The organism is Neorhizobium descurainiae, from assembly GCF_051400715.1.
Classification (GTDB): Bacteria; Pseudomonadota; Alphaproteobacteria; order Rhizobiales; family Rhizobiaceae; genus Neorhizobium.
The window spans coordinates 14,152-35,464 of the sequence record NZ_JBLFFK010000011.1; the positions used below are offsets into that span (position 1 = coordinate 14,152).

Genomic DNA, 21,313 nt, shown 5'->3' on the forward strand with positions numbered 1-21,313 from the left:
GAGGTTTCCTACGGGACGAATATCAGCCTTCAAAGAAGGGATTTCAACTCGGCAAGCTTGTCGTTGACGAGCCAACCGTAATAATTTTCCTCCGGCAGACCGCCCCTCGCCTTGAGAGCCGCCGCGCGGGCAGCCGAGCCGCCGGTATTGTAAAGCGTCGCCGTGATGCCGGGATTATGGGAGATATCCATGCCGGCAATCGTCTTGTAGTCGTCGATCGCCCGGCGGATATTGGCCGCCATGTAGGCGAGCGATTTGTCGGGATCCATGATCGCGTCATAGACGCCCGCCGCCTTGTTCTCGTCGAGCCTCGGATAGCCGGATGTCTTCGCCACCATGTCTGACAGCATCAGCGCGGTCAGCGGATTGACCTGGCCGAGGCCGAAGGTCTGGCCGGCATAGAAAGGCTGGAAGAAGACGGCGCTGAAACGGTTGTCCGGAAAAGACCTGCCGCCGACGATGCGTCCCCTGAAGCTCTTTTCCCAGACGTTTTCGCGGCAGGTCCAGAGCTTGTAGGAGTCGGAATAATCGTTGCATGGGCCAAATTCCGGCCGGGTGAGAAAATCCTCGACGGTTTCGTCGCCGTAGCCGAAGCGGAAGCTGTTGCCGGCGTAGGCGGCTGCCTTCACGTAATAGGTCTGCAGCCGGTCGTAGGCATCCACATTGTAGGTGTGCTCGCCGACGATCGCGCCGATCATATGGATCGGATCGATGCCGTAATCGGCCGCTGTCGCCCTGATCTTGGCGATCAGCTTCCTGTCGCTCGCAAGCAGATCGCGGATCTTCTCGTATTTGTCGTCGAATGTTGAACGCGCTGCGCGCGTGCGGCGCATCGAGGCGCCGGGCACTTTCGGCTGCTCCACGTGCCGGTTGCCTTCCGGCACCATGATGAGGCCGCCCGCGAATGCGGAAGAGGCCGCGGACGTCGCGACGACAAGGAACAATGCCAGAAGAGTGCGTTTCAAGATTTGCGTATCCAGGATTTCGTAGCCGATCTTCGGCAGGAGATGCTTGCAGCCATTCCAACCGACCCACGTCTTGGAGGCGGCCATTTCCATGAAAACGCGTCTCCCTTACGTGAAGCATAAGCTCCATGTCGAGACGGCGATATTCAAAATCCCGTCAGATGCTAATGAATGGCCGCCGGACGTTGCCCGGCTGCCACGTTCGTCTTTTTAAAGAATGTAGCGCGACAGGTCCGTATCGGCGGCGAGATCGCCGACATGCTTGCGCACATAGTCCGCATCGATCGTCACCGACGTACCGCCCTGATCCGGAGCGTTGAAGGAAATCTCGTCCAGCACGCGTTCCATGACGGTCTGCAGCCGGCGGGCGCCGATATTCTCGACCGACGAGTTGAGGTGCACGGCCACGTCCGCCAGCGCGTCGATCGCATCCTCGGTGAAGTCGAGGGTGAACTCTTCCGTTCCCATCAGCGCCTTGTACTGGCGGATGAGGCTTGCCTCGGTTTCCGTCAGGATGCGGCGGAAATCCTCCTTAGTGAGCGGCCTCAGCTCGACACGGATCGGCAGGCGGCCCTGCAGTTCCGGCAGAAGATCCGAGGGCTTCGAGACATGGAAGGCGCCGGACGCGATGAAGAGGACGTGGTCCGTCTTCACAGGCCCGTATTTGGTCGAAACCGTCGTGCCTTCGACGAGCGGCAGGAGGTCGCGCTGCACGCCTTCGCGGGAGACACCGGCGCCGAGCCCGCCGTCGCGGGCGGCGATCTTGTCGATCTCGTCCAGAAAGACGATGCCGTCGTTTTCCACAGCCCGCACCGCTTCGCGCTGGATCACCTCGCTGTCGATCAGCTTGTCGGACTCGTCGCGGATGAGCTCGCCATAGGACTTTGCAACCGTGGTGCGGACTTTCTTGGTGCGCCCGCCGAGAGCCTTGCCGAACATCTCGGACAGGTTCAGCACGCCTATATTGGCGCCCGGCATGCCGGGGATCTCGAAGCCGGGCATGCCCGAACCGGTCTCGGCGACCTCGATCTCGATCTCCTTGTCGTCCATCTCGCCGTTCCGGAGCTTCTTGCGGAAGCTTTCGCGGGTGGCAGGCGAAGCGGTCGAGCCGACCAGCGCGTCCAGTACGCGTTCTTCGGCGCTCATATGCGCCTTGGCCTGCACTTCGGCGCGCTTCTTCTCGCGCACGAGACCGATGCCGACCTCGACGAGATCGCGGATGATCTGCTCCACGTCGCGGCCGACATAACCGACCTCGGTGAACTTGGTGGCCTCGACCTTGATGAAGGGCGCACCGGCAAGCCTGGCCAGCCGGCGGGAGATTTCCGTCTTGCCGACGCCGGTCGGGCCGATCATCAGGATGTTCTTCGGCATTACTTCGTCGCGCAGGCTCTCGTCGAGCTGCTGGCGGCGCCAGCGGTTGCGGAGCGCGATCGCCACGGCGCGTTTCGCCTCATGCTGGCCGATGATGTAGCGGTCGAGCTCCGAGACGATTTCCCTGGGTGAAAAAGTAGTCATTGCAAATCCGTTTCTTCTGGTGCGTCCAGCGCCATGAAATGGGCCGGACCATAGATGGATGTCCTGGTGTCGACGTAGCGGAAGCCGGCCTTCTCGTAAGCCCGGATGGCAGCCGAGTTTTCCGGATCGGGATCGATGACGATGCGTTTGGCGCCGGAAGCGAAAAGCTCGCGTACGAACTGGCGGATGATCGCGCTGCCGTGTCCCTTGCCGACAAGTTCCGCAATCCCGATCGAGATATCGATGCCGAGCGTGCCCTTCGGCTGGTCCTGATAGGGGTGCCCCTCCTCAAGATGAGGATCGTAATACTGGAGATAGGCGATCGGCCTGCCCTCCAATTCCACGATCATCGGCCGGGTTTCGACACTCGTCATCGCTTCCTCGATGCCAGCGAGTTCCTCGTCGACCTCACCCCACCATTTCGCGATATGCGGCTCGGCGAGCCACTTCGCCAGCAAGGGAAAATCCTCACGGACGACGTCGCGGAAATGGTAGCGGGGCGCGTCGTCAGCCATCGGCGTCCAGCGTTTCGACGACGATGTTGTGGTTGGTGTAGACGCAGATATCGGCGGCGATATCGAGTGCCTGTCTGGCGATCTCCTCGGCCGACTTGTCGGTGTCCATCATGGCCCGCGCGGCCGCATAGGCGAAATTGCCGCCGGAACCGATCGCAATCGTGCCGTGCTCGGGTTCCAGGACGTCGCCATTGCCGGTGACCGCGAGCGTGATCGACCTGTCGGCGACCAGCATCATGGCTTCGAGATTGCGGAGATACTTGTCCGTCCGCCAGTCCTTGGCGAGCTCGACGGCCGCGCGCATGAGCTGGCCCGGATATTGTTCGAGCTTCTTTTCGAGCCGGTCGAGCAGCGTGAAGGCATCCGCCGTCGCGCCGGCGAACCCGGCGACCACCTCGCCCTTGCCGATGCGGCGCACCTTGCGGGCATTGCCCTTCATCACGGTCTGGCCGAGGCTCACCTGGCCATCGCCGGCCATGATCACCTTGCCGCCTTTGCGAACAGTAATAATCGTTGTCATTCGGCACCTGTCTGGCCCCGATCCGGGGCATGGGTTGGAGGCACTTGCCCGCCTCGTTGAGCCCTATGTAAGAGGAGCTTCGTCGAATGCAATCTTGCAATACGCCGCCGGACAAAATGCCCGGCTTTTGCTGGATATTTGGCTTGGCCCCTGATAAGGAGCCGTGATCAGGGCCGGGAACCCGGCCTCAGCATGGAGCAGACCCTTATGGGCGAAACGACGGCCGCACGCACAGGAAGCATTTCCCGCAAGACCAACGAAACCTCCGTCTCGGTTTCCGTCAATCTCGACGGCACCGGCACGGCCAAGATTTCGACGGGCGTCGGCTTCTTCGACCATATGCTCGACCAGCTTTCGCGGCATTCGCTCATCGACATGGAGATCGATGTGAAGGGCGACCTCCATATCGACGACCACCACACGGTGGAGGACACCGGCATTGCGCTCGGCCAGGCGATCTCCAAGGCGCTCGGCGATCGCCGGGGCATCACCCGCTACGCCTCGCTCGATCTTACCATGGACGAGACCATGACCAAGGCGGCTATCGACGTGTCCGGCCGGCCTTTCCTCGTCTGGAACGTCGCCTTCAGCGCGCCCAAGATCGGCGCGTTCGATACCGAGCTGGTGCGCGAGTTCTTCCAGGCCTTTGCCCAGAATGCCGGCATCACGCTGCATGTGCTGAACCATTACGGCGCCAACAACCATCATATCGCCGAGACCTGCTTCAAAGCCGTGGCGCGGGTCTTGCGCACGGCAACCGAAATCGATCCGCGGCAGGCCAATCGCGTCCCCTCCACGAAGGGAATGCTGGTCTAACCGCTTCCGGGAGAAAATCCTTGAGAAGCTATCTCGTTCTGACGCCTCCCGACGATCCGACACGGGCTCCGGACAGGGATCACCGCTCGACACTCGTCCTGCCGGACGGGTTTTCGTGGACGGCGTTCTTCTTTCCCTGGGTCTGGCTCCTCTGGAACCGGCTCTGGCTCGCCGGGTTCGTCGTATTTCTCCTGCAGGGGCTGAGCGGTTTTCTGGTGCGCATGCCGGAATTCGAAATTGCTGGTATTCTTCTGGGGCTGGCGGTCGGGCTGCTCGTCGCATTCGAAGGCCGACATTATCGCTCCGAAGCGCTGGTTCGCCGCGGATGGACCCTGGAAACGGTGATTTTCGCACCGAACCTCGATGCCGCAGAGGAGATTTACTTCTCCGGCCTGCCGCAGCCGGAAAAACAACAGCTGCCGGCCTCGGCCGAGTGGGCGAAGCAAGCAAAGCCGCCCGCCGCCGGCTCGCCCAAGGGCTGGAATGAGCCGCATCTCGGCCTTTTCGACCATCAAGGAGGACGCTGATGCGCGTCGCAATCATCGACTACGGATCCGGCAACCTCAGATCCGCGACCAAGGCCTTCGAACGGGCCGCCCGCGAATCCGGCATCGACGCCGTGATCGAGCTCACCGACAAGGCGGATGTCGTGGCGACCGCCGACCGGATCGTGCTGCCCGGCGTCGGCGCCTATGCCGATTGCCGCGCCGGCCTCGATGCCGTGCCCGGCATGCGGGAAGCCGTCATCGACGTCGTCGAACACAAGGGCCGCCCTTTCCTCGGCATTTGCGTCGGCATGCAGCTCATGTCGTCGCGCGGGCTCGAAAAGACGGTCACCGAAGGGTTCGGCTGGATCGAGGGCGATGTCGTCGAGATGACGCCGAACGATCCGGACCTGAAGATCCCGCAGATCGGCTGGAACACGCTCGACCTGCACCACCCGCACCCGCTCTTCGACGGCATCCCGACCGGGCCGGAGGGCTTGCACGCCTATTTCGTGCATTCCTATCACCTTGCCGCAAAGCACCGGCACGACGTCATAGCGACCGCCGATTATGGCGGCGCCGTGACGGCATTCGTCGGGCGCGACAACATGGCCGGCTCGCAGTTTCACCCTGAGAAAAGCCAGGCATTAGGTCTTGCACTCATCTCCAATTTCCTGCGCTGGAAGCCCTAAGAGACAAAATCCCGGCTCGCGCGACTGCCAAGGACTTGAAAACAGAATGATCCTATTTCCCGCAATCGACCTCAAAGACGGCCAGTGCGTTCGCCTGAAACTCGGCGACATGGACCAGGCGACCGTCTACAACCCCGATCCCGCCGCCCAGGCGAAAGCCTTCGAGGACCAGGGCTTCGAATGGCTGCATGTGGTCGATCTCAACGGCGCCTTTGCGGGAACAAGCGTCAATGGCGCTGCCGTCGACGCCATTTTGAAGGCCACCAGGAACCCGGTGCAGCTCGGTGGCGGCATCCGCACGCTCGACCACATCGAAAACTGGCTGGCGCGCGGGCTTACCCGCGTGATCCTGGGTACGGTGGCCGTCCGCAATCCGTCGCTGGTCGTCGAGGCTTGCAGGAAATTTCCGGGCAAAGTAGCGGTCGGCATCGACGCCAAGGGCGGCAAGGTGGCGGTCGAGGGCTGGGCGGAAGCCTCCGAACTCGGCGTCATCGAACTCGCCCAAAAGTTCGAAGGCGCCGGGGTTTCGGCGATCATCTATACGGATATCGACCGCGACGGCATTCTTGCCGGCATCAACTGGGCCTCGACGCTGGAACTCGCCAACGCCGTCTCCATTCCCGTCATCGCATCGGGCGGACTTGCCTCGCTCGACGACATCCGCCGCATGCTGGAGCCCGATGCCGCCCGCCTCGAAGGCGCGATTTCCGGCCGCGCGCTCTATGACGGCCGCATCGACCCCAAGGAAGCGCTGGCGCTGATCCGCAGCAGACAAGGACGTGCCGCATGACCCTCAAAGCCCGAGTCATCCCCTGCCTCGATGTCAAGGACGGCCGCGTCGTCAAGGGTGTCAATTTCGTCGATCTCATCGATGCCGGTGACCCGGTCGAAGCAGCACGAGCCTATGACGCCGCCGGTGCCGACGAGCTCTGCTTCCTCGACATCACCGCCTCGTCCGACAATCGCGAGACGATCTTCGACGTCGTCGCCCGCACCGCCGAGCATTGCTTCATGCCGCTCACCGTCGGCGGCGGCGTGCGCGCCATCGCCGATATCCGCAAACTCCTGCTTGCCGGTGCCGACAAGGTCTCGATCAATTCGGCGGCGGTCAGCAATCCGGATTTTGTTGCGGAAGCCGCCGACAAGTTCGGAAACCAGTGCATCGTCGTGTCGATCGATGCAAAAAAAGTTTCGGCTTCCGGAGAGGCGGACCGCTGGGAGATATTCACCCATGGCGGACGCACCCCCACGGGCATCGACGCGGTCGAATTCGCGGCAAAAATGGTGGAGCGGGGCGCCGGCGAGCTGCTCGTCACCTCCATGGACCGCGACGGCACCAAGAGCGGCTACGATCTCGGCCTGACGCGGACGATCGCCGACAGCGTTCGGGCACCGGTGATCGCGTCGGGCGGCGTCGGCACGCTGGACGATATGGTCGCCGGCATCAGGCAAGGCCATGCGACTGCCGTTCTCGCCGCCTCGATTTTCCACTTCGGCACCTATACGGTCGGCCAGGCAAAGCATTATATGGCGGAACGCGGGATCGCCATGCGGCTCGATTGAACGAGCGGGAAGAGCGCTATGAGTGAATTTTCGTTGAACGATCTGGAGCGGATCGTCGCCACCAGGGCCAAGGCTTCACCGGAGGAATCCTGGACGGCCAGGCTCGTTGCCGCCGGCCAGGAAAAAGCCGCCAAGAAGCTCGGCGAGGAAGCGGTCGAAACGGTCATCGCCGCCATCCGGCAGGACCGCAGGAATCTGACGGCGGAGAGCGCGGATCTCCTCTTTCATCTTTTAGTCGTCTTGAATATCGCGGCGGTGCCGTTACAGGATGTGCTGGATGAACTCCAGAGGAGAACCGGTCAGTCGGGTCTTCAGGAAAAGGCGGGCCGGCAGACATCATGAACGTCGTAACTCAACCCGCAGAGATGCCGGACGCCGTGGGCAGCAGTACGGAATATTATTCTCCCTATCATCACTTCACCGCGGAAGAGTGGGCGAAGTTTCGCGCCGATACGCCGCTGACGCTGACCGCGGACGAAGTCGCCCGGCTGCGCTCGCTGGATGACCCTATCGATCTCGAGGAAGTGCGGCGAATCTATCTTTCGCTCTCGCGCCTGCTTTCCTCGCATGTGGAAGCCTCCCAGCTGCTCTTCCAGCAGAGGAACCGTTTCTTAAGCCTTTCGAATGTCGCAAAGACACCTTTCATCATCGGCATTGCCGGATCGGTCGCGGTCGGCAAGTCGACGACCGCCCGCATTCTCCAGGAGCTGCTCGCCCGTTGGCCTTCGAGCCCGAAGGTCGATCTCATCACCACCGACGGGTTTCTCTATCCGAACGCCGTGCTCCAGCGCGAAAACCTCATGGAGCGCAAGGGTTTTCCGGAAAGCTACGACGTCGGTGCGATCCTGCGCTTCCTTTCCGCCATCAAGGCCGGCGAGCCGAACGTCAAGGCGCCACGCTATTCGCACCTCACCTACGACGTGCTGCCGAACGAGTTCACGCTTGTCGACCGGCCGGACATCCTGATCTTCGAAGGCATCAACGTGCTGCAGTCGCGGGCGCTGCCCGCGGACGGCAAGATCGTGCCGATCGTCTCCGACTTCTTCGATTTCTCGATCTATATCGATGCCGACGAGGAGCAGATCCACAACTGGTATGTCCAGCGCTTCATGAAGCTGCGCCAGACGGCCTTCCGCGATCCGACCTCCTATTTCAAGAAATATGCCGCGATCGATGCGGACGCGGCACGCGCCGTTGCCGAAGGGCTCTGGGAAAACATCAACCTCAAGAATCTCAGGCAGAACATCGTACCGACCAGACCGCGCGCCGACCTCATCCTGCGCAAGGGCCGCAACCATCTGGTCGAAACGGTTTCGCTCCGCAAACTGTAGTCGCTATCCCCGGCTGTTGAGATGGTCAGCTGTTGACCCGGCGCAAGGTCAGGTTGATGCGACCACCGTTCCTGAGAAGCGTCGAGGTGCCGGGATAGATGCGGTCGATCCCGTGGAAAGCCAGGCGGCCCTCTCCGCCGAGGATGACGATATCCCCGCTCGACAGCCGGAACGAGCCGGTCGGCTCCTTGCGGTTGAGCCCGCCCACCCGGAAAAGACAACTATCGCCAAGCGATATGGAAAGAACGGGCGCCGAAAGGTCGGTTTCGTCTCTGTCCTGATGCAGGCCCATCTTCGCATCGTCGGAGTAGAAATTGATCAGGCAGGCTTCCGGCGGTTTCGGATGGCCCGCAAGCCTCTCCCAGAGATCGGTGAGTTCCTGCGGCATGGCCGGCCAAGGCTTTTTCGTGACCGGGTGGAAGGATTGATAGCGATAGCCCTTCTCCTTGTCGGTCACCCAGCCGAGCGGACCGCAATTGGTCATGCGCACCGACATGGGTTTGCCGGTGCCGGGCATTTCCGGCACATATAAGGGTGCTTCCGCCACGATGCCGCGGATCAGCTCGACCAGGTGCTCCTGCGCCGCGCGATCCAGATAGTCGGGCAGATGCCGGATGCCATTTGCAAGCGTCGACAATTCATTCTCCCGTCGGGCGGCCGCGCATCTTCTTCACCTCCGAGCGGCCGGATTTTTCCTTCAGCCGGCGCTCGACCGAACCTTTCGTCGGCTTGGTGGCCTTGCGCGGCGGCGGTGGCGGCTTGGCGGCTTCGAGGATCAGTTCCTTCAATCGCTCGCGCGCCTCTTCGCGGTTGCGCTCCTGGCTGCGGAAACGGTTCGCCTCTATCATCAGCACGCCCTCCTTCGACACCCGTTTTCCGGCAAGCCTGATGGCGTTCTGTTTGACCCGGTCAGGCAGTGAGGGAGAATTGGCGATATCGAAGAAAAGCTGGACGGCGGTCGAGACCTTGTTGACGTTCTGGCCGCCCGGCCCGCCCGCCAGCACGAACTGCTCGGTCAGTTCCCATCCTGCAATGGTGATGCGGCTGTTGATGACGAGGGGATTGCTGGCCATGGCGGTCTGATCGTTTTCCTGAGGCGCATGTCGCTCGAAACTCGTGCCCATATTCCGGCGATAGGCGCAGGCCGCATCTTTCCCACAAAGCCGTCCAAAAGAAAACCGCCGGCGCGAAGGTCGGCGGTTTCACGTGAATCCTTGAAGGATTTATTCGGCGGCGACGAGCATGCCCGGAGCGGCGTCGCGTACCTTGCTGTCGACGTGATCTTCGAACTTCCCGAAGTTCGCGATGAACATAGACACCAGTTTCCGGGCCTGAGCGTCGTAGGCGGCGCCATCCGCCCAGGTCGAGCGCGGATCGAGGATGGAATTGTCGACGCCCTCGACGGCGACCGGCACAGCGAAGCCGAAATTCGGATCGACGCGGAATTCCGCGCTGTTGAGGCTGCCGTTCAGCGCGGCCGCCAGAAGGGCGCGGGTCGCTTTGATCGGCATGCGCCGGCCGATGCCGTAGGCGCCGCCGGTCCAGCCGGTGTTGACCAGCCAGCAATCGACGCCGTGACGGGCGATCAGGTCCTTGAGCAGGTTGCCGTATTCGGCCGGATGGCGCGGCATGAACGGGGCGCCGAAGCAGGTCGAGAACGTGGCTTCCGGTTCGGTCACGCCCTTTTCCGTGCCGGCAACCTTGGCGGTATAACCGGAGAGGAAGTGGTACATGGCCTGTTCCGGCGTCAGCTTGGCGATCGGCGGCATGACGCCGAACGCATCGGCGGTCAGCATGATGATCGTCTTCGGATGCGGGGCAAGGCCGGTATCGGACGCGTTCGGAATGAAGTGCAGCGGATAGGCGCTGCGGGTGTTTTCCGTCAGCGAGCCGTCGTTGAAATCCGGCACCCGGTTTTCATCGAGCACGACATTTTCGAGCACGGTGCCGAAACGCCGGGTCGCGGCATAGATTTCCGGCTCCGCCTCGGCCGACAGCTTGATCGCCTTGGCGTAGCAGCCACCCTCGAAGTTGAAAATGCCGTTTTCGCCCCAGCCGTGCTCGTCGTCGCCGATGAGGGTGCGGCTCGGATCGGCAGACAGCGTCGTCTTGCCGGTGCCCGAAAGGCCGAAGAAGACAGCCGAATCTCCGTCCTTGCCGAGATTGGCCGAGCAATGCATCGGCATCACGCCCTTGGCGGGCAGAAGATAGTTGAGAACGGTGAAGACCGACTTCTTGTTCTCGCCCGCATAGGACGTGCCGCCGATCAGGACGAAACCGTTCGTCAGGTCGCAGGCGATCACCGTCTCCGTGCGGCAGCCATGGCGGGCGGGATCCGCCTTGAAGCTCGGCAGGTTGATGATCGTCAGCTTCTGCCGGAAGTCCGTCAGCGTGTCGCGGGTCGGGCGGATCAGAAGGTTGCGAATGAAGAGCGCGTGCCAGGCAAGCTCCGTGACCACCCGGGTCGGCAGGGCATTTTCCTCGTCGGCGCCGCCGATCAGGTCCTGCACGTAGAGCGTCTTGCCGGCGGCGTGCGCCAGCATGTCCTTGCGAAGCACTTCGAAATGCTCCGGCGACATGGGCTTGTTGTTGTCCCACCAGATCCGGCTTTCGGTATGCGCGTCGCGGACGACGAATTTGTCCTTCGGAGAACGGCCGGTATGCTGGCCGGTGATCGCCCGAAGCGCGCCGTCGGCGGTGACATCGGCTTCACCGCGGCGAATGGCTTCCTCGTAAAGCTCGACCTCGGAAAGATTGTAATTGACGCGCGATACGCCGCCGAGACCGATCGCCGCTAACCCATTGGATGGGTTGTGAAGTCCAAACTCCTCCATGCGCGCATTCCTTCCGCTGACGTTGAACGTGCCGCGAAATTAATGACAGAATTCTAAAAGGGCAAGAGGGGCGCTTTAAATTGTTTAATAATATCAATTAATTAATCGATTTAAAAAATTTTATTCCTCTTTAAATCGGTTTAGGAACTCTTTTGATCCTCGCCGGGGCTAGCGTAGGATCGGAACTTAAATAGTGCGATCGTAAGCCGCCCCTTTAACTTTGCCACAATTTGTTCCACCTTTATACTCATGAAGCGCGTCGGCTTATGGCGCCTGGGCTGGGGTGATTCCAGGAGATGCGCATAAATGGTGACGGAGACGGAGAGTATGCAGACAATCGCGCTCGTAGATGACGACCGCAATATCCTGACGTCGGTGTCGATCGCACTGGAAGCGGAAGGATACAAGGTCGAAACCTATACGGACGGCGCCTCCGCGCTCGACGGGCTGGTTGCCCGTCCCCCGCAACTGGCGATCTTCGATATCAAGATGCCGCGTATGGACGGAATGGAGCTGTTGCGCCGGCTGCGGCAGAAGTCCGACCTGCCGGTGATCTTCCTCACCTCCAAGGATGAGGAAATCGACGAGCTGTTCGGACTGAAGATGGGTGCGGATGATTTCATCACCAAGCCTTTCTCCCAGCGGCTGCTGGTGGAACGGGTGAAGGCGATCCTGCGCCGCGCGGGCAGCCGCGATGCGCAAGCCGGCGGCGCCAAGGCGGTGCCGGACCAACAGGCGGCCCGCACATTGGAGCGCGGCCAGCTTCTCATGGATCAGGAGCGTCATACCTGCACCTGGAAGGGTGAGCCCGTGACGCTGACGGTGACCGAATTCCTGATCCTGCATTCGCTGGCGCAGCGGCCGGGCGTGGTCAAAAGCCGCGACGCGCTGATGGATGCGGCTTACGACGAGCAGGTCTATGTGGACGACCGTACGATCGACAGCCACATCAAGCGGCTGCGCAAGAAGTTCAAAATGGTTGACGGCGACTTCGACATGATCGAAACGCTCTACGGCGTTGGTTATCGCTTCCGTGAGGCTGCCTGACCGGCTCCTTGCGAAAGCTTAACTTGAGGCCACGGCCGGACCGGCTATAAGCTGGTCCGGTGGAAGGACTGCAGTGGCAGATCAGACGTTCGACAGCGAGATGGCCGGAATGGAGAAGGTCGAGACACGCCGTGCGCCGCGGCGGTTCTGGTCGCGTCCGTTCACGCTCATTCGCAGGGTCTTCGGCCACGCGGTCTTTTCGAGCCTCACCCGCCGCATCCTGTTCTTCAACATCGCCGCGACGGTGGTGCTTGTCGCCGGCATTCTCTACCTCAACCAGTTCCGCGAAGGACTGATCGACGCGCGTGTCGAAAGCCTCCTGACCCAGGGCGAGATCATCGCAGGCGCGATTTCCGCCTCTGCCTCCGTCGATACCAATTCGATCACCATCGATCCGCAGAAGCTTCTGGAACTGCAGGCCGGCCAAAGCATCACGCCGGTGCCGAACGACGAGGACCTCGATTTCCCGATCGATCCTGAACGCGTGGCGCCGGTCCTGCGTCGCCTCATCTCGCCGACCCGCACCCGCGCCCGCATCTTCGATGCCGACGCCAACCTGCTGCTCGATTCCCGCCATCTCTATTCGCGCGGGCAGGTGCTGCGCTTCGACCTGCCGCCGGTGGAAAACGAATCCCAGACCTGGAGCGACTGGTTCGCCGGGCTTTTCAATCGCCTGCTGCAGCCCGGCAACCTGCCGGTCTACAAGGAAGCGCCGGGCGGCGACGGCTCGATCTATCCGGAAGTCATGAACGCGCTCACCGGTGTCCGCGGCGCCCTGGTGCGCGTGACCGACCGCGGCGAGCTGATCGTCTCGGTCGCCGTGCCGATCCAGCGCTTCCGCGCCGTGCTCGGCGTGCTTCTGCTGTCGACCCAGGCCGGCGACATCGACAAGATCGTGCATGCGGAGAGGCTTGCGATCATGCGCGTCTTCGGTGTGGCGACGCTCGTCAACATCCTGCTTTCGCTGCTTTTGTCCTCGACGATCGCCAATCCGCTGCGCCGTCTTGCGGCGGCGGCGATCCGGGTCAGGCGCGGCGCCAAGCAGCGCGAGGAGATTCCGGATTTCTCCTATCGCCAGGACGAGATCGGCAACCTTTCCATCGCGCTTCGCGAAATGACCACGGCGCTCTACGACCGGATCGACGCGATCGAAAGTTTCGCCGCCGACGTGAGCCACGAACTCAAGAACCCGCTGACGTCACTGCGCAGCGCCGTCGAGACCCTGCCGCTCGCCAAGTCGGAGGAGTCGAAACGACGGCTGACGGAGATCATCTTCCATGACGTCCGCCGCCTCGACCGCCTGATCAGCGACATTTCCGACGCCTCGCGGCTCGATGCGGAACTCGCCCGTTCCGACTCTTCGCCGGTGGACATGGAAAGCCTGCTCGGCAATCTCGTCGATATTTCCCGGCAGATCCGCACCGGACGCAAGCCGGTGGAGATCGAGCTTGCGATCGACAGCAAGGGGGGCAACAAATCGGCCTACCTCGTCAACGGCCATGATCTCCGCCTCAGCCAGATCATCACCAACCTCATCGAGAATGCCCGGTCCTTCGTGCCGGAAAAGGGCGGCCGCATCTCGATCCGGCTGTCGCGGACGAAGGACCGCGTCACCATCACGGTGGACGACAACGGCCCCGGCATTCAGGCGGAGGATATCGACCGCATCTTCGAGCGCTTCTACACGGACCGGCCGGAAGGCGAGAGCTTCGGGCAGAATTCCGGCCTCGGCCTGTCGATCAGCCGGCAGATCGCCGAAGCGCATGGCGGTTCGCTGAGGGCCGAGAATCTGCATGACCCGAAGAGTGGCGCCCTGGCAGGCGCCCGCTTCACCCTGTCGCTGCCTGCTGGCGAAACCCCATGAGCCCGGACGCCGTCAATATCCACGGCACGGCGATCGTCATCGGCACCAAGGGCATCCTGTTCACCGGACCTTCCGGAAGCGGCAAGTCCATGCTCGCCTTCTCGTGCATCGCGTCGGCCAGGCGGCAAGGAGCCTTCGCCGCCTTGGTCGCCGACGACCGGGTCCTGATCTCCCGACATGGCAGCCAGCTTCTTGCCAGCCGCCCGGAAACCATTGCCGGTCTCATCGAATTGCGCGGCAGCGGCATTGCGGCAGTCGAAAGCCTGCCGGCGGCCGCGCTGGACCTCGCGGTCGAAGTCATCTCGCTGCCGGAAAGCGAACGCCTTCCGCTTGAAAACGAGCGGTTTTCCATACCCCGCATTGGCGAGCTTCCTCTCCTGCGGATATGGCAGGGAACACCCGATCCCTTGGCCATTCTCGCGGCATTGGCACCCGGTTTTCACGGCGAGATGCCGTTTTGATCATCTGGAAGCCTGTTTTTTGACTTGCACTTCAATTCTACTTGGAGAAGATGGCTTCCCACCGCTGGACGGCTTTGTTGCAATGCGATAATGGCCGCGAGTTTCCATAGCAGGGGGCAGTTTTCATGATCGGACTTGTGCTTGTCACCCATGGCAAGCTGGCTGAGGAATTTCGTCATGCCGTCGAGCATGTCGTTGGACCCCAGAAATTCATCGAGACCGTATCGATCGGCCCCGAGGACGACATGGATCAGCGCCGGCAGGATATCGTCGATGCGGTCGCCCGCGCCGACGACGGCAGCGGCGTCATCATTCTCACCGACATGTTCGGCGGCACACCGTCCAACCTTTCCATTTCCGTCATGGACAGCGGCAAGACAGAAGTCATCGCCGGCATGAACCTGCCGATGCTGATCAAGCTTGCCGGCGTGCGCAGCGACAACAACATGGACAAGGCGCTTGCCGAAGCCTCCGAAGCGGGCCGGAAATACATCAATGTCGCAAGCCGCGTATTAAGCGGCAAATGAGTCCTCAACCTAAATGTCATCGACGCTTTCCCGCGAATTCCTGATCGTCAACAAGCGCGGTCTCCACGCGCGCGCTTCCGCCAAATTCGTGCAGATGGTCGAAGCCTTTGACGCGCACGTCACCGTGTCGAGAGACGGCACCACGGTCGGCGGCAATTCGATCATGGGCCTGATGATGCTCGCCGCCAGCACCGGCTGCACGATCGAGGTCTCCGCGAGCGGCAGCCAGGCCGCCGAGGCACTGGACGCGCTGGAACAGCTCGTCGCCAATAAATTCGGCGAAGAGGCCTGAGTCTACCTTAACTCCACTGACATAACGATATAAAGACTTCTTTATATCCCGTTGCCAGTTTGCAGGAAGCCTGCTAAACCGCTGGCCAGCTTCCGCCTGTCCAGGCGGACCTTGCCACGTCCGCCGGTCTCCCGCGGAGAAGGCACCACCGAACGCTTGGAGAGCTTTATGAGCACTGAGAAGGATTACGTCGTCGCGGATATCAATCTTGCCGCCTATGGCCGCAAGGAACTCGACATCGCCGAAACCGAGATGCCGGGCCTCATGTCCTGCCGGACCGAATTCGGGGAATCGAAGCCGCTGAAGGGCGCCCGCATCTCGGGCTCGCTCCACATGACCATCCAGACGGCCGTTCTGATCGAGACGCTCAGGGAACTCGGCGCCGAAATCCGCTGGGCTTCGTGCAACATCTTCTCGACGCAGGACCATGCCGCCGCCGCGATCGCCGCCGCCGGCATTCCCGTCTTCGCCGTCAAGGGCGAGTCGCTCACGGAATACTGGGAATATACCGACAAGATCTTCCAGTGGGCCGATGGCGGCTTCTCCAACATGATCCTCGACGACGGCGGCGACGCCACCATGTACATCCTGCTCGGCGCCCGCGCCGAAGCCGGCGAGAACGTGCTGTCCAATCCCGGTTCGGAAGAAGAGGAAATCCTCTTCGCGCAGATCAAGAAGCGCCTTCAGGCATCTCCCGGCTGGTTCACCAGGCAGCGCGACGCGATCAAGGGCGTCACCGAAGAGACCACGACCGGCGTCCACCGCCTGTACGAGCTCTCCAAGAAAGGCCTGCTGCCCTTCCCGGCGATCAACGTCAACGACTCGGTCACCAAGTCCAAGTTCGACAACAAGTACGGCTGCAAGGAATCGCTGGTCGACGGCATCCGCCGCGGCACCGACGTGATGATGGCCGGCAAGGTCGCCGTCGTCTGCGGTTACGGCGACGTGGGCAAGGGTTCCGCTGCCTCGCTCGCCGGCGCCGGCGCCCGCGTCAAGGTCACCGAAGTCGATCCGATCTGCGCGCTGCAGGCTGCCATGGACGGTTTCGAAGTGGTCGTTCTCGAGGACGTCGTTTCGACCGCCGACATCTTCATCACCACGACCGGCAACAAGGACGTCATCCGCATCGAGCACATGCGCGCGATGAAGGACATGGCGATCGTCGGCAATATCGGCCACTTCGACAACGAGATCCAGGTCGCGGCTCTCCGGAACCTCAAGTGGACCAACGTCAAGCCGCAGGTCGACATGATCGAGTTCCCGAAAGGCAACCGCATCATCCTGCTCTCCGAAGGCCGCCTCCTGAACCTAGGGAACGCCACCGGCCATCCGTCCTTCGTGATGTCCGCCTCCTTCACCAACCAGACGCTGGCGCAGATCGAGCTCTTCACCAAGCAGGGCCAGTACAAGAACGAGGTCTACATCCTGCCGAAGCACCTCGACGAGAAGGTCGCCCGGCTGCATCTCGCCAAGCTCGGCGTGAAGCTGACGGAGCTCTCCGATGAACAGGCTGCCTATATCGGCGTCTCGCAGCAGGGTCCGTTCAAGGCCGAACACTACCGGTACTAATCGCTAGCCGGTTAATCCACAAGATATGGTAGCCGCAGCCTTGACAAAAGGCTGCGGCTTCTTTTTTGGGCGCCTCCCTTCCCGGCGATTCCCTCAGCAGGTATTGTTTCGAGGTTGATTCGCGCATGCCGGAGCGTCGGTTCCGGGCAAGGCGCGGAATGGTATGTCTTGTCGATGAGCGGCAATTGGACGGAGACAGACCGGGCATGTCGGTAAAAAAAACGAGCCTGTTCAAGCAGGCCGATCCCTCTTGCGACGGAGCTGATGCTCCGGCAGCGCGATCCGCTTCCGGAGCTCCGGACCGCGGCGCGCCAGCCGGGAGGTTCGGCCGCCTTGCGCGCTTCGGCAGCGCCTTCCTTTCGGGAACAGCCGTTTCCGGGCTTGCGACGGCGGCGCTCGCGCAGCAATCGGGCAATCCGGCCGTCCGGCTTTTTTCCTCCACGGAAGTGATCGTTTCGTCAGTGGCCCTCGGTGCGCTGGGTGCGGCTCTGCTTTCCGCCGTCTGGCTGGTGCGCCAGCGCGGCAATATGGAAGCCGAGACCCAGGAAATGCGAAGCGCGCTTTCCGACGCGCAACAGCGCATCTCGAAATACGAGGCGCTGATCGCCGACAAGAACCGGCGCATCGTCGTCTGGGAAAGCGGCTTCTCCAAGCCGGAATTCCTCGGCCAGCTTCCGCCCGAGACCGGCGCTCCGCAGGAGGATCGCGATTTCCTCGCTTTCGGCCGCTGGCTGCGCGGGACATCCGCCGGAGAGCTCGAAAAATCGATCGAACTGCTCCGGAGCCATGCCCGCTCTTTCGATATGGTGGTCGAGACCTACCGCGAGGAGATTCTGGAGGTCCAGGGCCGGGTTTCCGGCGGCAAGGCCTTCATACGCTTCATCGCGCTCAACAATCTCCGCGCCGAGCTTGCGGAGCTGAAGATCGAACGCGAGCGGCTGACGCACTCGATCGCGCTTTTCCATTCGCTGCTCGACGCCATCGAACAGCCTGTCTGGCGCCGAGACGCGCAAGGCAGGCTCACCTGGGTGAACCATGCCTATGGCGATGCGGTCGAAGCCGCGACGCCCATGCAGGCAATCGAGGAAGAGCGCGAGTTCCTCGGCACGATCGCGCGCGAAAAGATCAACGCGACGGCGACGCCCACGTCGCCCTACCACGACCGCATTTCGACGGTGGTGCACGGCAACCGCACCATGTTCGACGTCGTCGATGTCGTGGTGCCCGGTGGCTCGGCCGGCATGGCGACCGACGTTTCCGAGGCGGAGGCGGTTCGCGAAGAACTCAAGCGCACGCTGAAAAGCCATGCCGAGACGCTCGACCATCTGGCGACGCCGGTCGCCATCTTCGACCGCGAGCGGCGGCTGCAGTTCTACAATCAGGCTTTCGTACAGCTCTGGAATCTCTCCCTTCCCTTCCTGGAATCTCGGCCCGACAACAGCGAGCTGCTCGACAAGCTGCGAAGCGACGGAAAGCTGCCGGAGCAGCTCAACTGGCGGAGCTGGAAGGAAACGGCTCTTTCCGTCTACCGGTCGCCGGAAACCCAGACCAATCTCTGGCACCTGCCGAACGGCCAGACGCTGCGCGTGATCGCCACCGCCCATCCGCAGGGCGGCGCCACCTGGGTGTTCGAGAACCTGACCGAGCAGGTGGATCTGGAAACCCGCTACAACACGCTGGTGAAAGTACAGGGCGAGACGATCGACCATCTTTCCGAAGGTGTGGCCGTCTTCGGTCCGGACGGGCGCATCCGCCTCTCCAATCCCGCTTTCCGTGCGCTCTGGGGCATCACCGCCGAAGAGGCGAAGCCCGGCACCCATATCAAGGCGATCGAAGCGGCCTGCGCGCCGTCCTACGACAAGGCGGACGGCTGGCGCCGTTTCGGCCAGATGCTCACCAATTTCGACGACGAGCGCCCCTCGCTGCAGGGGACGTTCGAGCTCTATTCCGGCCTGATCCTCGATTATGCCGTGACCCCGCTGCCGAACGCCCAGACAATGCTCACCTTCGTCGACATGACCGCGAGTGCCAGGGCCGAACGGGCGCTCAAGGAAAAGAACGAGGCATTGCGAAAGGCCGACGAGATCAAGAACGATTTCGTCCAGCACGTTTCCTATGAGCTGCGCTCGCCGCTCACCAACATCATCGGCTTCACCGATCTTCTGAAGACCCCGGGCGTCGGTCCGCTGAACGACCGGCAGGCGGAATATGTGGATCATATCTCCACCTCTTCCTCCGTGCTTCTGACGATCGTCAACGACATCCTCGATCTTGCGACCGTCGATGCCGGCATCATGCAGCTCCATTATTCGGAACTGGCGATCGACGACCTGCTCGACGACGTGGCGATGCAGATCGCCGACCGGCTGCACGAGAACGGCGTGACGCTCGCGATCACCGCGCCGGCGGGACTGGGCACGATCGTCGCCGATCATCAGCGGCTGAAGCAGATCCTTCTCAAGCTGCTCACCAACGCCGCGAATTTCGCGCCGGAAGGTTCCGCCATCACGCTGACCTGCTGGCGCACCCACGACGACGTGTTCTTCTCCGTGACGGACAAGGGGCCGGGTATTTCGGAAGACATGCTGAAGACCGTGTTCGACCGCTTCTCCTCCAGCGCCAAGGGCGGCAAGCGCAGCGGCGCGGGGCTCGGCCTCTCGATCGTCGAGAGCTTCGTGAACCTGCATCACGGCGACGTGACGATCGACAGCAAGCCGGGCCTTGGCACGACCGTCACCTGCCGCATTCCGAGCGCGACGACGGCGCGCTCCATCGCCGCAGAATGACTGGCGATACGGCCATTACCCTGAAGCTCGCGGACGAAGCCGAAACAGTTCTTCTCGGCGAAGATCTGGCGCTCGCGCTCAAGAAGGGCGATTGCCTCGCTCTTTCCGGCGATCTCGGCGCGGGCAAATCGACGCTTGCGCGCGCCTTTCTGCGGGCACTCGCCGATGACGACGCGCTCGAAGTGCCGAGCCCGACCTTCACGCTGGTGCAGAGCTACGACCTCAGGATTCCGGTCGCGCATTTCGATCTCTACCGCATCGGCGACGCTTCCGAACTGGACGAACTCGGCTTCGACGAGGCGCTTTCCAACGGCATATGCCTGGTGGAATGGCCTGAAATGGCGGGGGATCTGCTGCCGGACACGCGCATTTCGCTCAGGTTCGAACATCAGGCCAATGGCCGGATCGTGACGATTGCCGGACCGGAAGCCCAGATGAAGCGCATCCGCCGCGTACTGGCGATCCGCGAATTCCTCGACAAGCATGGCTACAAGGGCGCGCGCCGACGTTTCCTGACCGGCGACGCCTCGTTGCGGGCCTATGAGAGCATCGGAACGGCAGCCGGCGAAACGCTGATCCTGATGGACTGGCCGAGGCCGCCGGAAGGTCCGGCCGTGCTGGACGGAAAACCCTATCCGAAGGTCGCGCATCTCGCCGAGGATGCCTATCCCTTCGTGGCGATCGCCCACTACCTGCGCGAACTCGGGCTTGCGGCGCCGGAGGTGCTGCATGTGGATTACGACCAGGGCATCCTGCTGATCGAGAATCTTGGCGACGAAGGCGTTCTCGACGCCGACGGCAAACCGATCCCGGAGCGGTATCGCGAAAGCGTCGTCTGCCTCGCCTTCCTGCACAGCCACGAGATGAAGCAGGACCTTCCGGTCGGAAAAAAACACGTCCACCACATCCCGGATTTCGATCCGACGGCAATGAAGATGGAGGCGCGGCTTCTCCTCGATTGGCACCTGCCGTGGAAACGCGGCACGCAGCCGACCGAAGAGGAGCGAGAGGACTATCTGGCGATCTGGGACGGCCTCATCCGCGAACTCCAGAGCGCCGAGAAGAACCTGCTGCTCCGGGATTTCCATTCGCCGAACATCATCTGGCGTCCGCAGGAATCCGGCGTGCGGCGCGTCGGCCTGATCGACTTTCAGGATGCGATGATCGGCCCGGCGGCCTATGACCTCGCCTCGATCGTGCAGGACGCGCGGGTGGACATTCCCAAACCGCTCGCCGACCAGATGATGGTGGATTACGTGATGCTGCGCCGTTCGCTCGGCCCCTTCGATGAGCCGGCCTTCCTGAAAGCCTGGGCGATCATGGCGGCGCAGCGCAACTGCAAGCTCGCCGGCCTCTGGGTGCGGCTGCTGCAGCGCGACGGCAAGCCGGGCTATCTGAAGCACATGCCGCGCACGCTTCGCTACCTCTCGGCAGCCCTGCAGCACGAAACGCTCGCCCCCTTGCGCGATTGGTGCCTAAAAGCCGGAATAGAGCTACCCGAATCGTGAGCGGGGCTCTAAAACGGAAC

The 21,313-nt window shown here is 62.2% G+C and carries 22 protein-coding genes; 15 read left to right on the forward strand and 7 right to left on the reverse strand.

Annotated features, from left to right (window positions below; all coding sequences use genetic code 11):
• Nucleotides 1-29 precede the first annotated feature (29 nt).
• The 4 genes from ACMGE0_RS18800 to hslV all read right to left on the reverse strand — a co-directional run bounded on the left by ACMGE0_RS18800 (nt 30) and on the right by hslV (nt 3,518).
• Complete coding sequence (locus ACMGE0_RS18800; RefSeq protein WP_436817560.1) at nt 30-965, reverse strand: DUF1402 family protein; 936 nt, start codon at nt 963-965, stop codon at nt 30-32.
• Between the two features lie 210 nt (nt 966-1,175).
• Nucleotides 1,176-2,483, reverse strand: a complete 1,308-nt coding sequence (gene hslU, locus ACMGE0_RS18805) for an ATP-dependent protease ATPase subunit HslU (protein WP_436817403.1) — start codon at nt 2,481-2,483, stop codon at nt 1,176-1,178.
• Complete coding sequence (locus tag ACMGE0_RS18810) at nt 2,480-2,998, reverse strand: GNAT family N-acetyltransferase (RefSeq protein ID WP_436817404.1); 519 nt, start codon at nt 2,996-2,998, stop codon at nt 2,480-2,482. The genes hslU and ACMGE0_RS18810 overlap by 4 nt, the downstream gene beginning before the upstream one ends.
• Nucleotides 2,991-3,518: an ATP-dependent protease subunit HslV gene (gene hslV / locus ACMGE0_RS18815; RefSeq protein ID WP_436817405.1), complete on the reverse strand. Its 528-nt coding sequence runs from the start codon at nt 3,516-3,518 to the stop codon at nt 2,991-2,993. Before hslV ends, ACMGE0_RS18810 begins: the two co-directional genes overlap by 8 nt.
• A gap of 207 nt (nt 3,519-3,725) precedes the next feature.
• Between hslV and hisB the strand changes: the two genes are divergently transcribed.
• Genes hisB through coaA form a run of 7 tightly spaced genes read left to right on the forward strand, consistent with a single transcriptional unit; the run spans nt 3,726 to nt 8,405 of the window.
• Entirely contained in the window at nt 3,726-4,334 is a 609-nt protein-coding gene (gene hisB, locus ACMGE0_RS18820; protein ID WP_436817561.1) for an imidazoleglycerol-phosphate dehydratase HisB, read from the forward strand.
• A gap of 20 nt (nt 4,335-4,354) precedes the next feature.
• Nucleotides 4,355-4,861: a DUF2628 domain-containing protein gene (locus tag ACMGE0_RS18825; protein ID WP_436817406.1), complete on the forward strand. Its 507-nt coding sequence runs from the start codon at nt 4,355-4,357 to the stop codon at nt 4,859-4,861.
• Nucleotides 4,861-5,511 carry an imidazole glycerol phosphate synthase subunit HisH gene (gene hisH / locus ACMGE0_RS18830; RefSeq protein ID WP_436817407.1) on the forward strand — a complete coding sequence of 217 codons (651 nt, stop codon included), beginning with the start codon at nt 4,861-4,863 and terminating at the stop codon, nt 5,509-5,511. The genes ACMGE0_RS18825 and hisH overlap by 1 nt, the downstream gene beginning before the upstream one ends.
• A 46-nt stretch (nt 5,512-5,557) precedes the next feature.
• Nucleotides 5,558-6,301 (forward strand): 1-(5-phosphoribosyl)-5-[(5-phosphoribosylamino)methylideneamino]imidazole-4-carboxamide isomerase, encoded by a 744-nt coding sequence (gene hisA, locus ACMGE0_RS18835; protein WP_436817408.1) that lies wholly within the window; start codon nt 5,558-5,560, stop codon nt 6,299-6,301.
• Entirely contained in the window at nt 6,298-7,074 is a 777-nt protein-coding gene (gene hisF, locus ACMGE0_RS18840; protein WP_436817409.1) for an imidazole glycerol phosphate synthase subunit HisF, read from the forward strand. Before hisA ends, hisF begins: the two co-directional genes overlap by 4 nt.
• 18 nt (nt 7,075-7,092) lie before the next feature.
• Entirely contained in the window at nt 7,093-7,416 is a 324-nt protein-coding gene (locus ACMGE0_RS18845) for a phosphoribosyl-ATP diphosphatase (RefSeq protein WP_436817410.1), read from the forward strand.
• Nucleotides 7,413-8,405: a type I pantothenate kinase gene (gene coaA / locus ACMGE0_RS18850; protein WP_436817411.1), complete on the forward strand. Its 993-nt coding sequence runs from the start codon at nt 7,413-7,415 to the stop codon at nt 8,403-8,405. Before ACMGE0_RS18845 ends, coaA begins: the two co-directional genes overlap by 4 nt.
• 25 nt (nt 8,406-8,430) lie before the next feature.
• Here coaA and ACMGE0_RS18855 read toward each other — a convergent pair whose 3' ends face one another.
• The 3 genes from ACMGE0_RS18855 to ACMGE0_RS18865 all read right to left on the reverse strand — a co-directional run bounded on the left by ACMGE0_RS18855 (nt 8,431) and on the right by ACMGE0_RS18865 (nt 11,239).
• Entirely contained in the window at nt 8,431-9,042 is a 612-nt protein-coding gene (locus tag ACMGE0_RS18855) for an alpha-ketoglutarate-dependent dioxygenase AlkB (RefSeq protein WP_436817412.1), read from the reverse strand.
• Nucleotide 9,043: 1 nt separating this feature from the next.
• Complete coding sequence (gene arfB, locus ACMGE0_RS18860) at nt 9,044-9,478, reverse strand: alternative ribosome rescue aminoacyl-tRNA hydrolase ArfB (RefSeq protein ID WP_436817413.1); 435 nt, start codon at nt 9,476-9,478, stop codon at nt 9,044-9,046.
• Between the two features lie 150 nt (nt 9,479-9,628).
• Complete coding sequence (locus ACMGE0_RS18865) at nt 9,629-11,239, reverse strand: phosphoenolpyruvate carboxykinase (RefSeq protein WP_436817414.1); 1,611 nt, start codon at nt 11,237-11,239, stop codon at nt 9,629-9,631.
• 327 nt (nt 11,240-11,566) lie between these two features.
• Between ACMGE0_RS18865 and ACMGE0_RS18870 the strand changes: the two genes are divergently transcribed.
• The 8 genes from ACMGE0_RS18870 (at nt 11,567) to tsaE (ending at nt 21,293) form a co-directional block, all read left to right on the forward strand.
• Nucleotides 11,567-12,286 (forward strand): response regulator transcription factor, encoded by a 720-nt coding sequence (locus tag ACMGE0_RS18870; RefSeq protein WP_436817562.1) that lies wholly within the window; start codon nt 11,567-11,569, stop codon nt 12,284-12,286.
• Nucleotides 12,287-12,386: 100 nt separating this feature from the next.
• Entirely contained in the window at nt 12,387-14,150 is a 1,764-nt protein-coding gene (locus ACMGE0_RS18875; protein WP_436817563.1) for a sensor histidine kinase, read from the forward strand.
• A complete protein-coding gene (locus ACMGE0_RS18880) occupies nt 14,147-14,611 on the forward strand; it encodes an HPr kinase/phosphorylase (RefSeq protein ID WP_436817415.1) in 465 nt (154 codons plus the stop codon). Before ACMGE0_RS18875 ends, ACMGE0_RS18880 begins: the two co-directional genes overlap by 4 nt.
• A gap of 125 nt (nt 14,612-14,736) precedes the next feature.
• On the forward strand, nt 14,737-15,138 hold the full coding sequence (locus ACMGE0_RS18885) for a PTS sugar transporter subunit IIA (RefSeq protein WP_436817416.1): 402 nt from the start codon (nt 14,737-14,739) through the stop codon (nt 15,136-15,138).
• A gap of 13 nt (nt 15,139-15,151) precedes the next feature.
• Nucleotides 15,152-15,430 (forward strand): HPr family phosphocarrier protein, encoded by a 279-nt coding sequence (locus ACMGE0_RS18890; RefSeq protein WP_436817417.1) that lies wholly within the window; start codon nt 15,152-15,154, stop codon nt 15,428-15,430.
• Between the two features lie 168 nt (nt 15,431-15,598).
• On the forward strand, nt 15,599-16,999 hold the full coding sequence (gene ahcY, locus ACMGE0_RS18895; RefSeq protein WP_436817418.1) for an adenosylhomocysteinase: 1,401 nt from the start codon (nt 15,599-15,601) through the stop codon (nt 16,997-16,999).
• Nucleotides 17,000-17,205: 206 nt separating this feature from the next.
• Nucleotides 17,206-19,785, forward strand: a complete 2,580-nt coding sequence (locus tag ACMGE0_RS18900) for a PAS domain-containing sensor histidine kinase (RefSeq protein ID WP_436817419.1) — start codon at nt 17,206-17,208, stop codon at nt 19,783-19,785.
• Nucleotides 19,782-21,293: a tRNA (adenosine(37)-N6)-threonylcarbamoyltransferase complex ATPase subunit type 1 TsaE gene (gene tsaE, locus ACMGE0_RS18905; protein WP_436817420.1), complete on the forward strand. Its 1,512-nt coding sequence runs from the start codon at nt 19,782-19,784 to the stop codon at nt 21,291-21,293. Before ACMGE0_RS18900 ends, tsaE begins: the two co-directional genes overlap by 4 nt.
• The last annotated feature ends 20 nt before the right edge of the window (nt 21,294-21,313 follow it).

Coding starts and splice junctions, on each gene's coding strand:
- ACMGE0_RS18900 (WP_436817419.1), top strand. CDS start 17,206: ATGTCGGTAAAAAAAACGAGCCTGTTCAAGCAGGCCGATCCCTCTTGC.
- ACMGE0_RS18880 (WP_436817415.1), top strand. CDS start 14,147: ATGAGCCCGGACGCCGTCAATATCCACGGCACGGCGATCGTCATCGGC.
- ACMGE0_RS18865 (WP_436817414.1), bottom strand. CDS start 11,239: ATGGAGGAGTTTGGACTTCACAACCCATCCAATGGGTTAGCGGCGATC.
- ACMGE0_RS18885 (WP_436817416.1), top strand. CDS start 14,737: ATGATCGGACTTGTGCTTGTCACCCATGGCAAGCTGGCTGAGGAATTT.
- ACMGE0_RS18890 (WP_436817417.1), top strand. CDS start 15,152: ATGTCATCGACGCTTTCCCGCGAATTCCTGATCGTCAACAAGCGCGGT.
- hisF (WP_436817409.1), top strand. CDS start 6,298: ATGACCCTCAAAGCCCGAGTCATCCCCTGCCTCGATGTCAAGGACGGC.
- ahcY (WP_436817418.1), top strand. CDS start 15,599: ATGAGCACTGAGAAGGATTACGTCGTCGCGGATATCAATCTTGCCGCC.
- hisA (WP_436817408.1), top strand. CDS start 5,558: ATGATCCTATTTCCCGCAATCGACCTCAAAGACGGCCAGTGCGTTCGC.
- ACMGE0_RS18845 (WP_436817410.1), top strand. CDS start 7,093: ATGAGTGAATTTTCGTTGAACGATCTGGAGCGGATCGTCGCCACCAGG.
- hslU (WP_436817403.1), bottom strand. CDS start 2,483: ATGACTACTTTTTCACCCAGGGAAATCGTCTCGGAGCTCGACCGCTAC.
- ACMGE0_RS18875 (WP_436817563.1), top strand. CDS start 12,387: ATGGCCGGAATGGAGAAGGTCGAGACACGCCGTGCGCCGCGGCGGTTC.
- ACMGE0_RS18810 (WP_436817404.1), bottom strand. CDS start 2,998: ATGGCTGACGACGCGCCCCGCTACCATTTCCGCGACGTCGTCCGTGAG.
- coaA (WP_436817411.1), top strand. CDS start 7,413: ATGAACGTCGTAACTCAACCCGCAGAGATGCCGGACGCCGTGGGCAGC.
- arfB (WP_436817413.1), bottom strand. CDS start 9,478: ATGGCCAGCAATCCCCTCGTCATCAACAGCCGCATCACCATTGCAGGA.
- hisB (WP_436817561.1), top strand. CDS start 3,726: ATGGGCGAAACGACGGCCGCACGCACAGGAAGCATTTCCCGCAAGACC.
- hslV (WP_436817405.1), bottom strand. CDS start 3,518: ATGACAACGATTATTACTGTTCGCAAAGGCGGCAAGGTGATCATGGCC.
- hisH (WP_436817407.1), top strand. CDS start 4,861: ATGCGCGTCGCAATCATCGACTACGGATCCGGCAACCTCAGATCCGCG.
- ACMGE0_RS18870 (WP_436817562.1), top strand. CDS start 11,567: ATGCAGACAATCGCGCTCGTAGATGACGACCGCAATATCCTGACGTCG.
- tsaE (WP_436817420.1), top strand. CDS start 19,782: ATGACTGGCGATACGGCCATTACCCTGAAGCTCGCGGACGAAGCCGAA.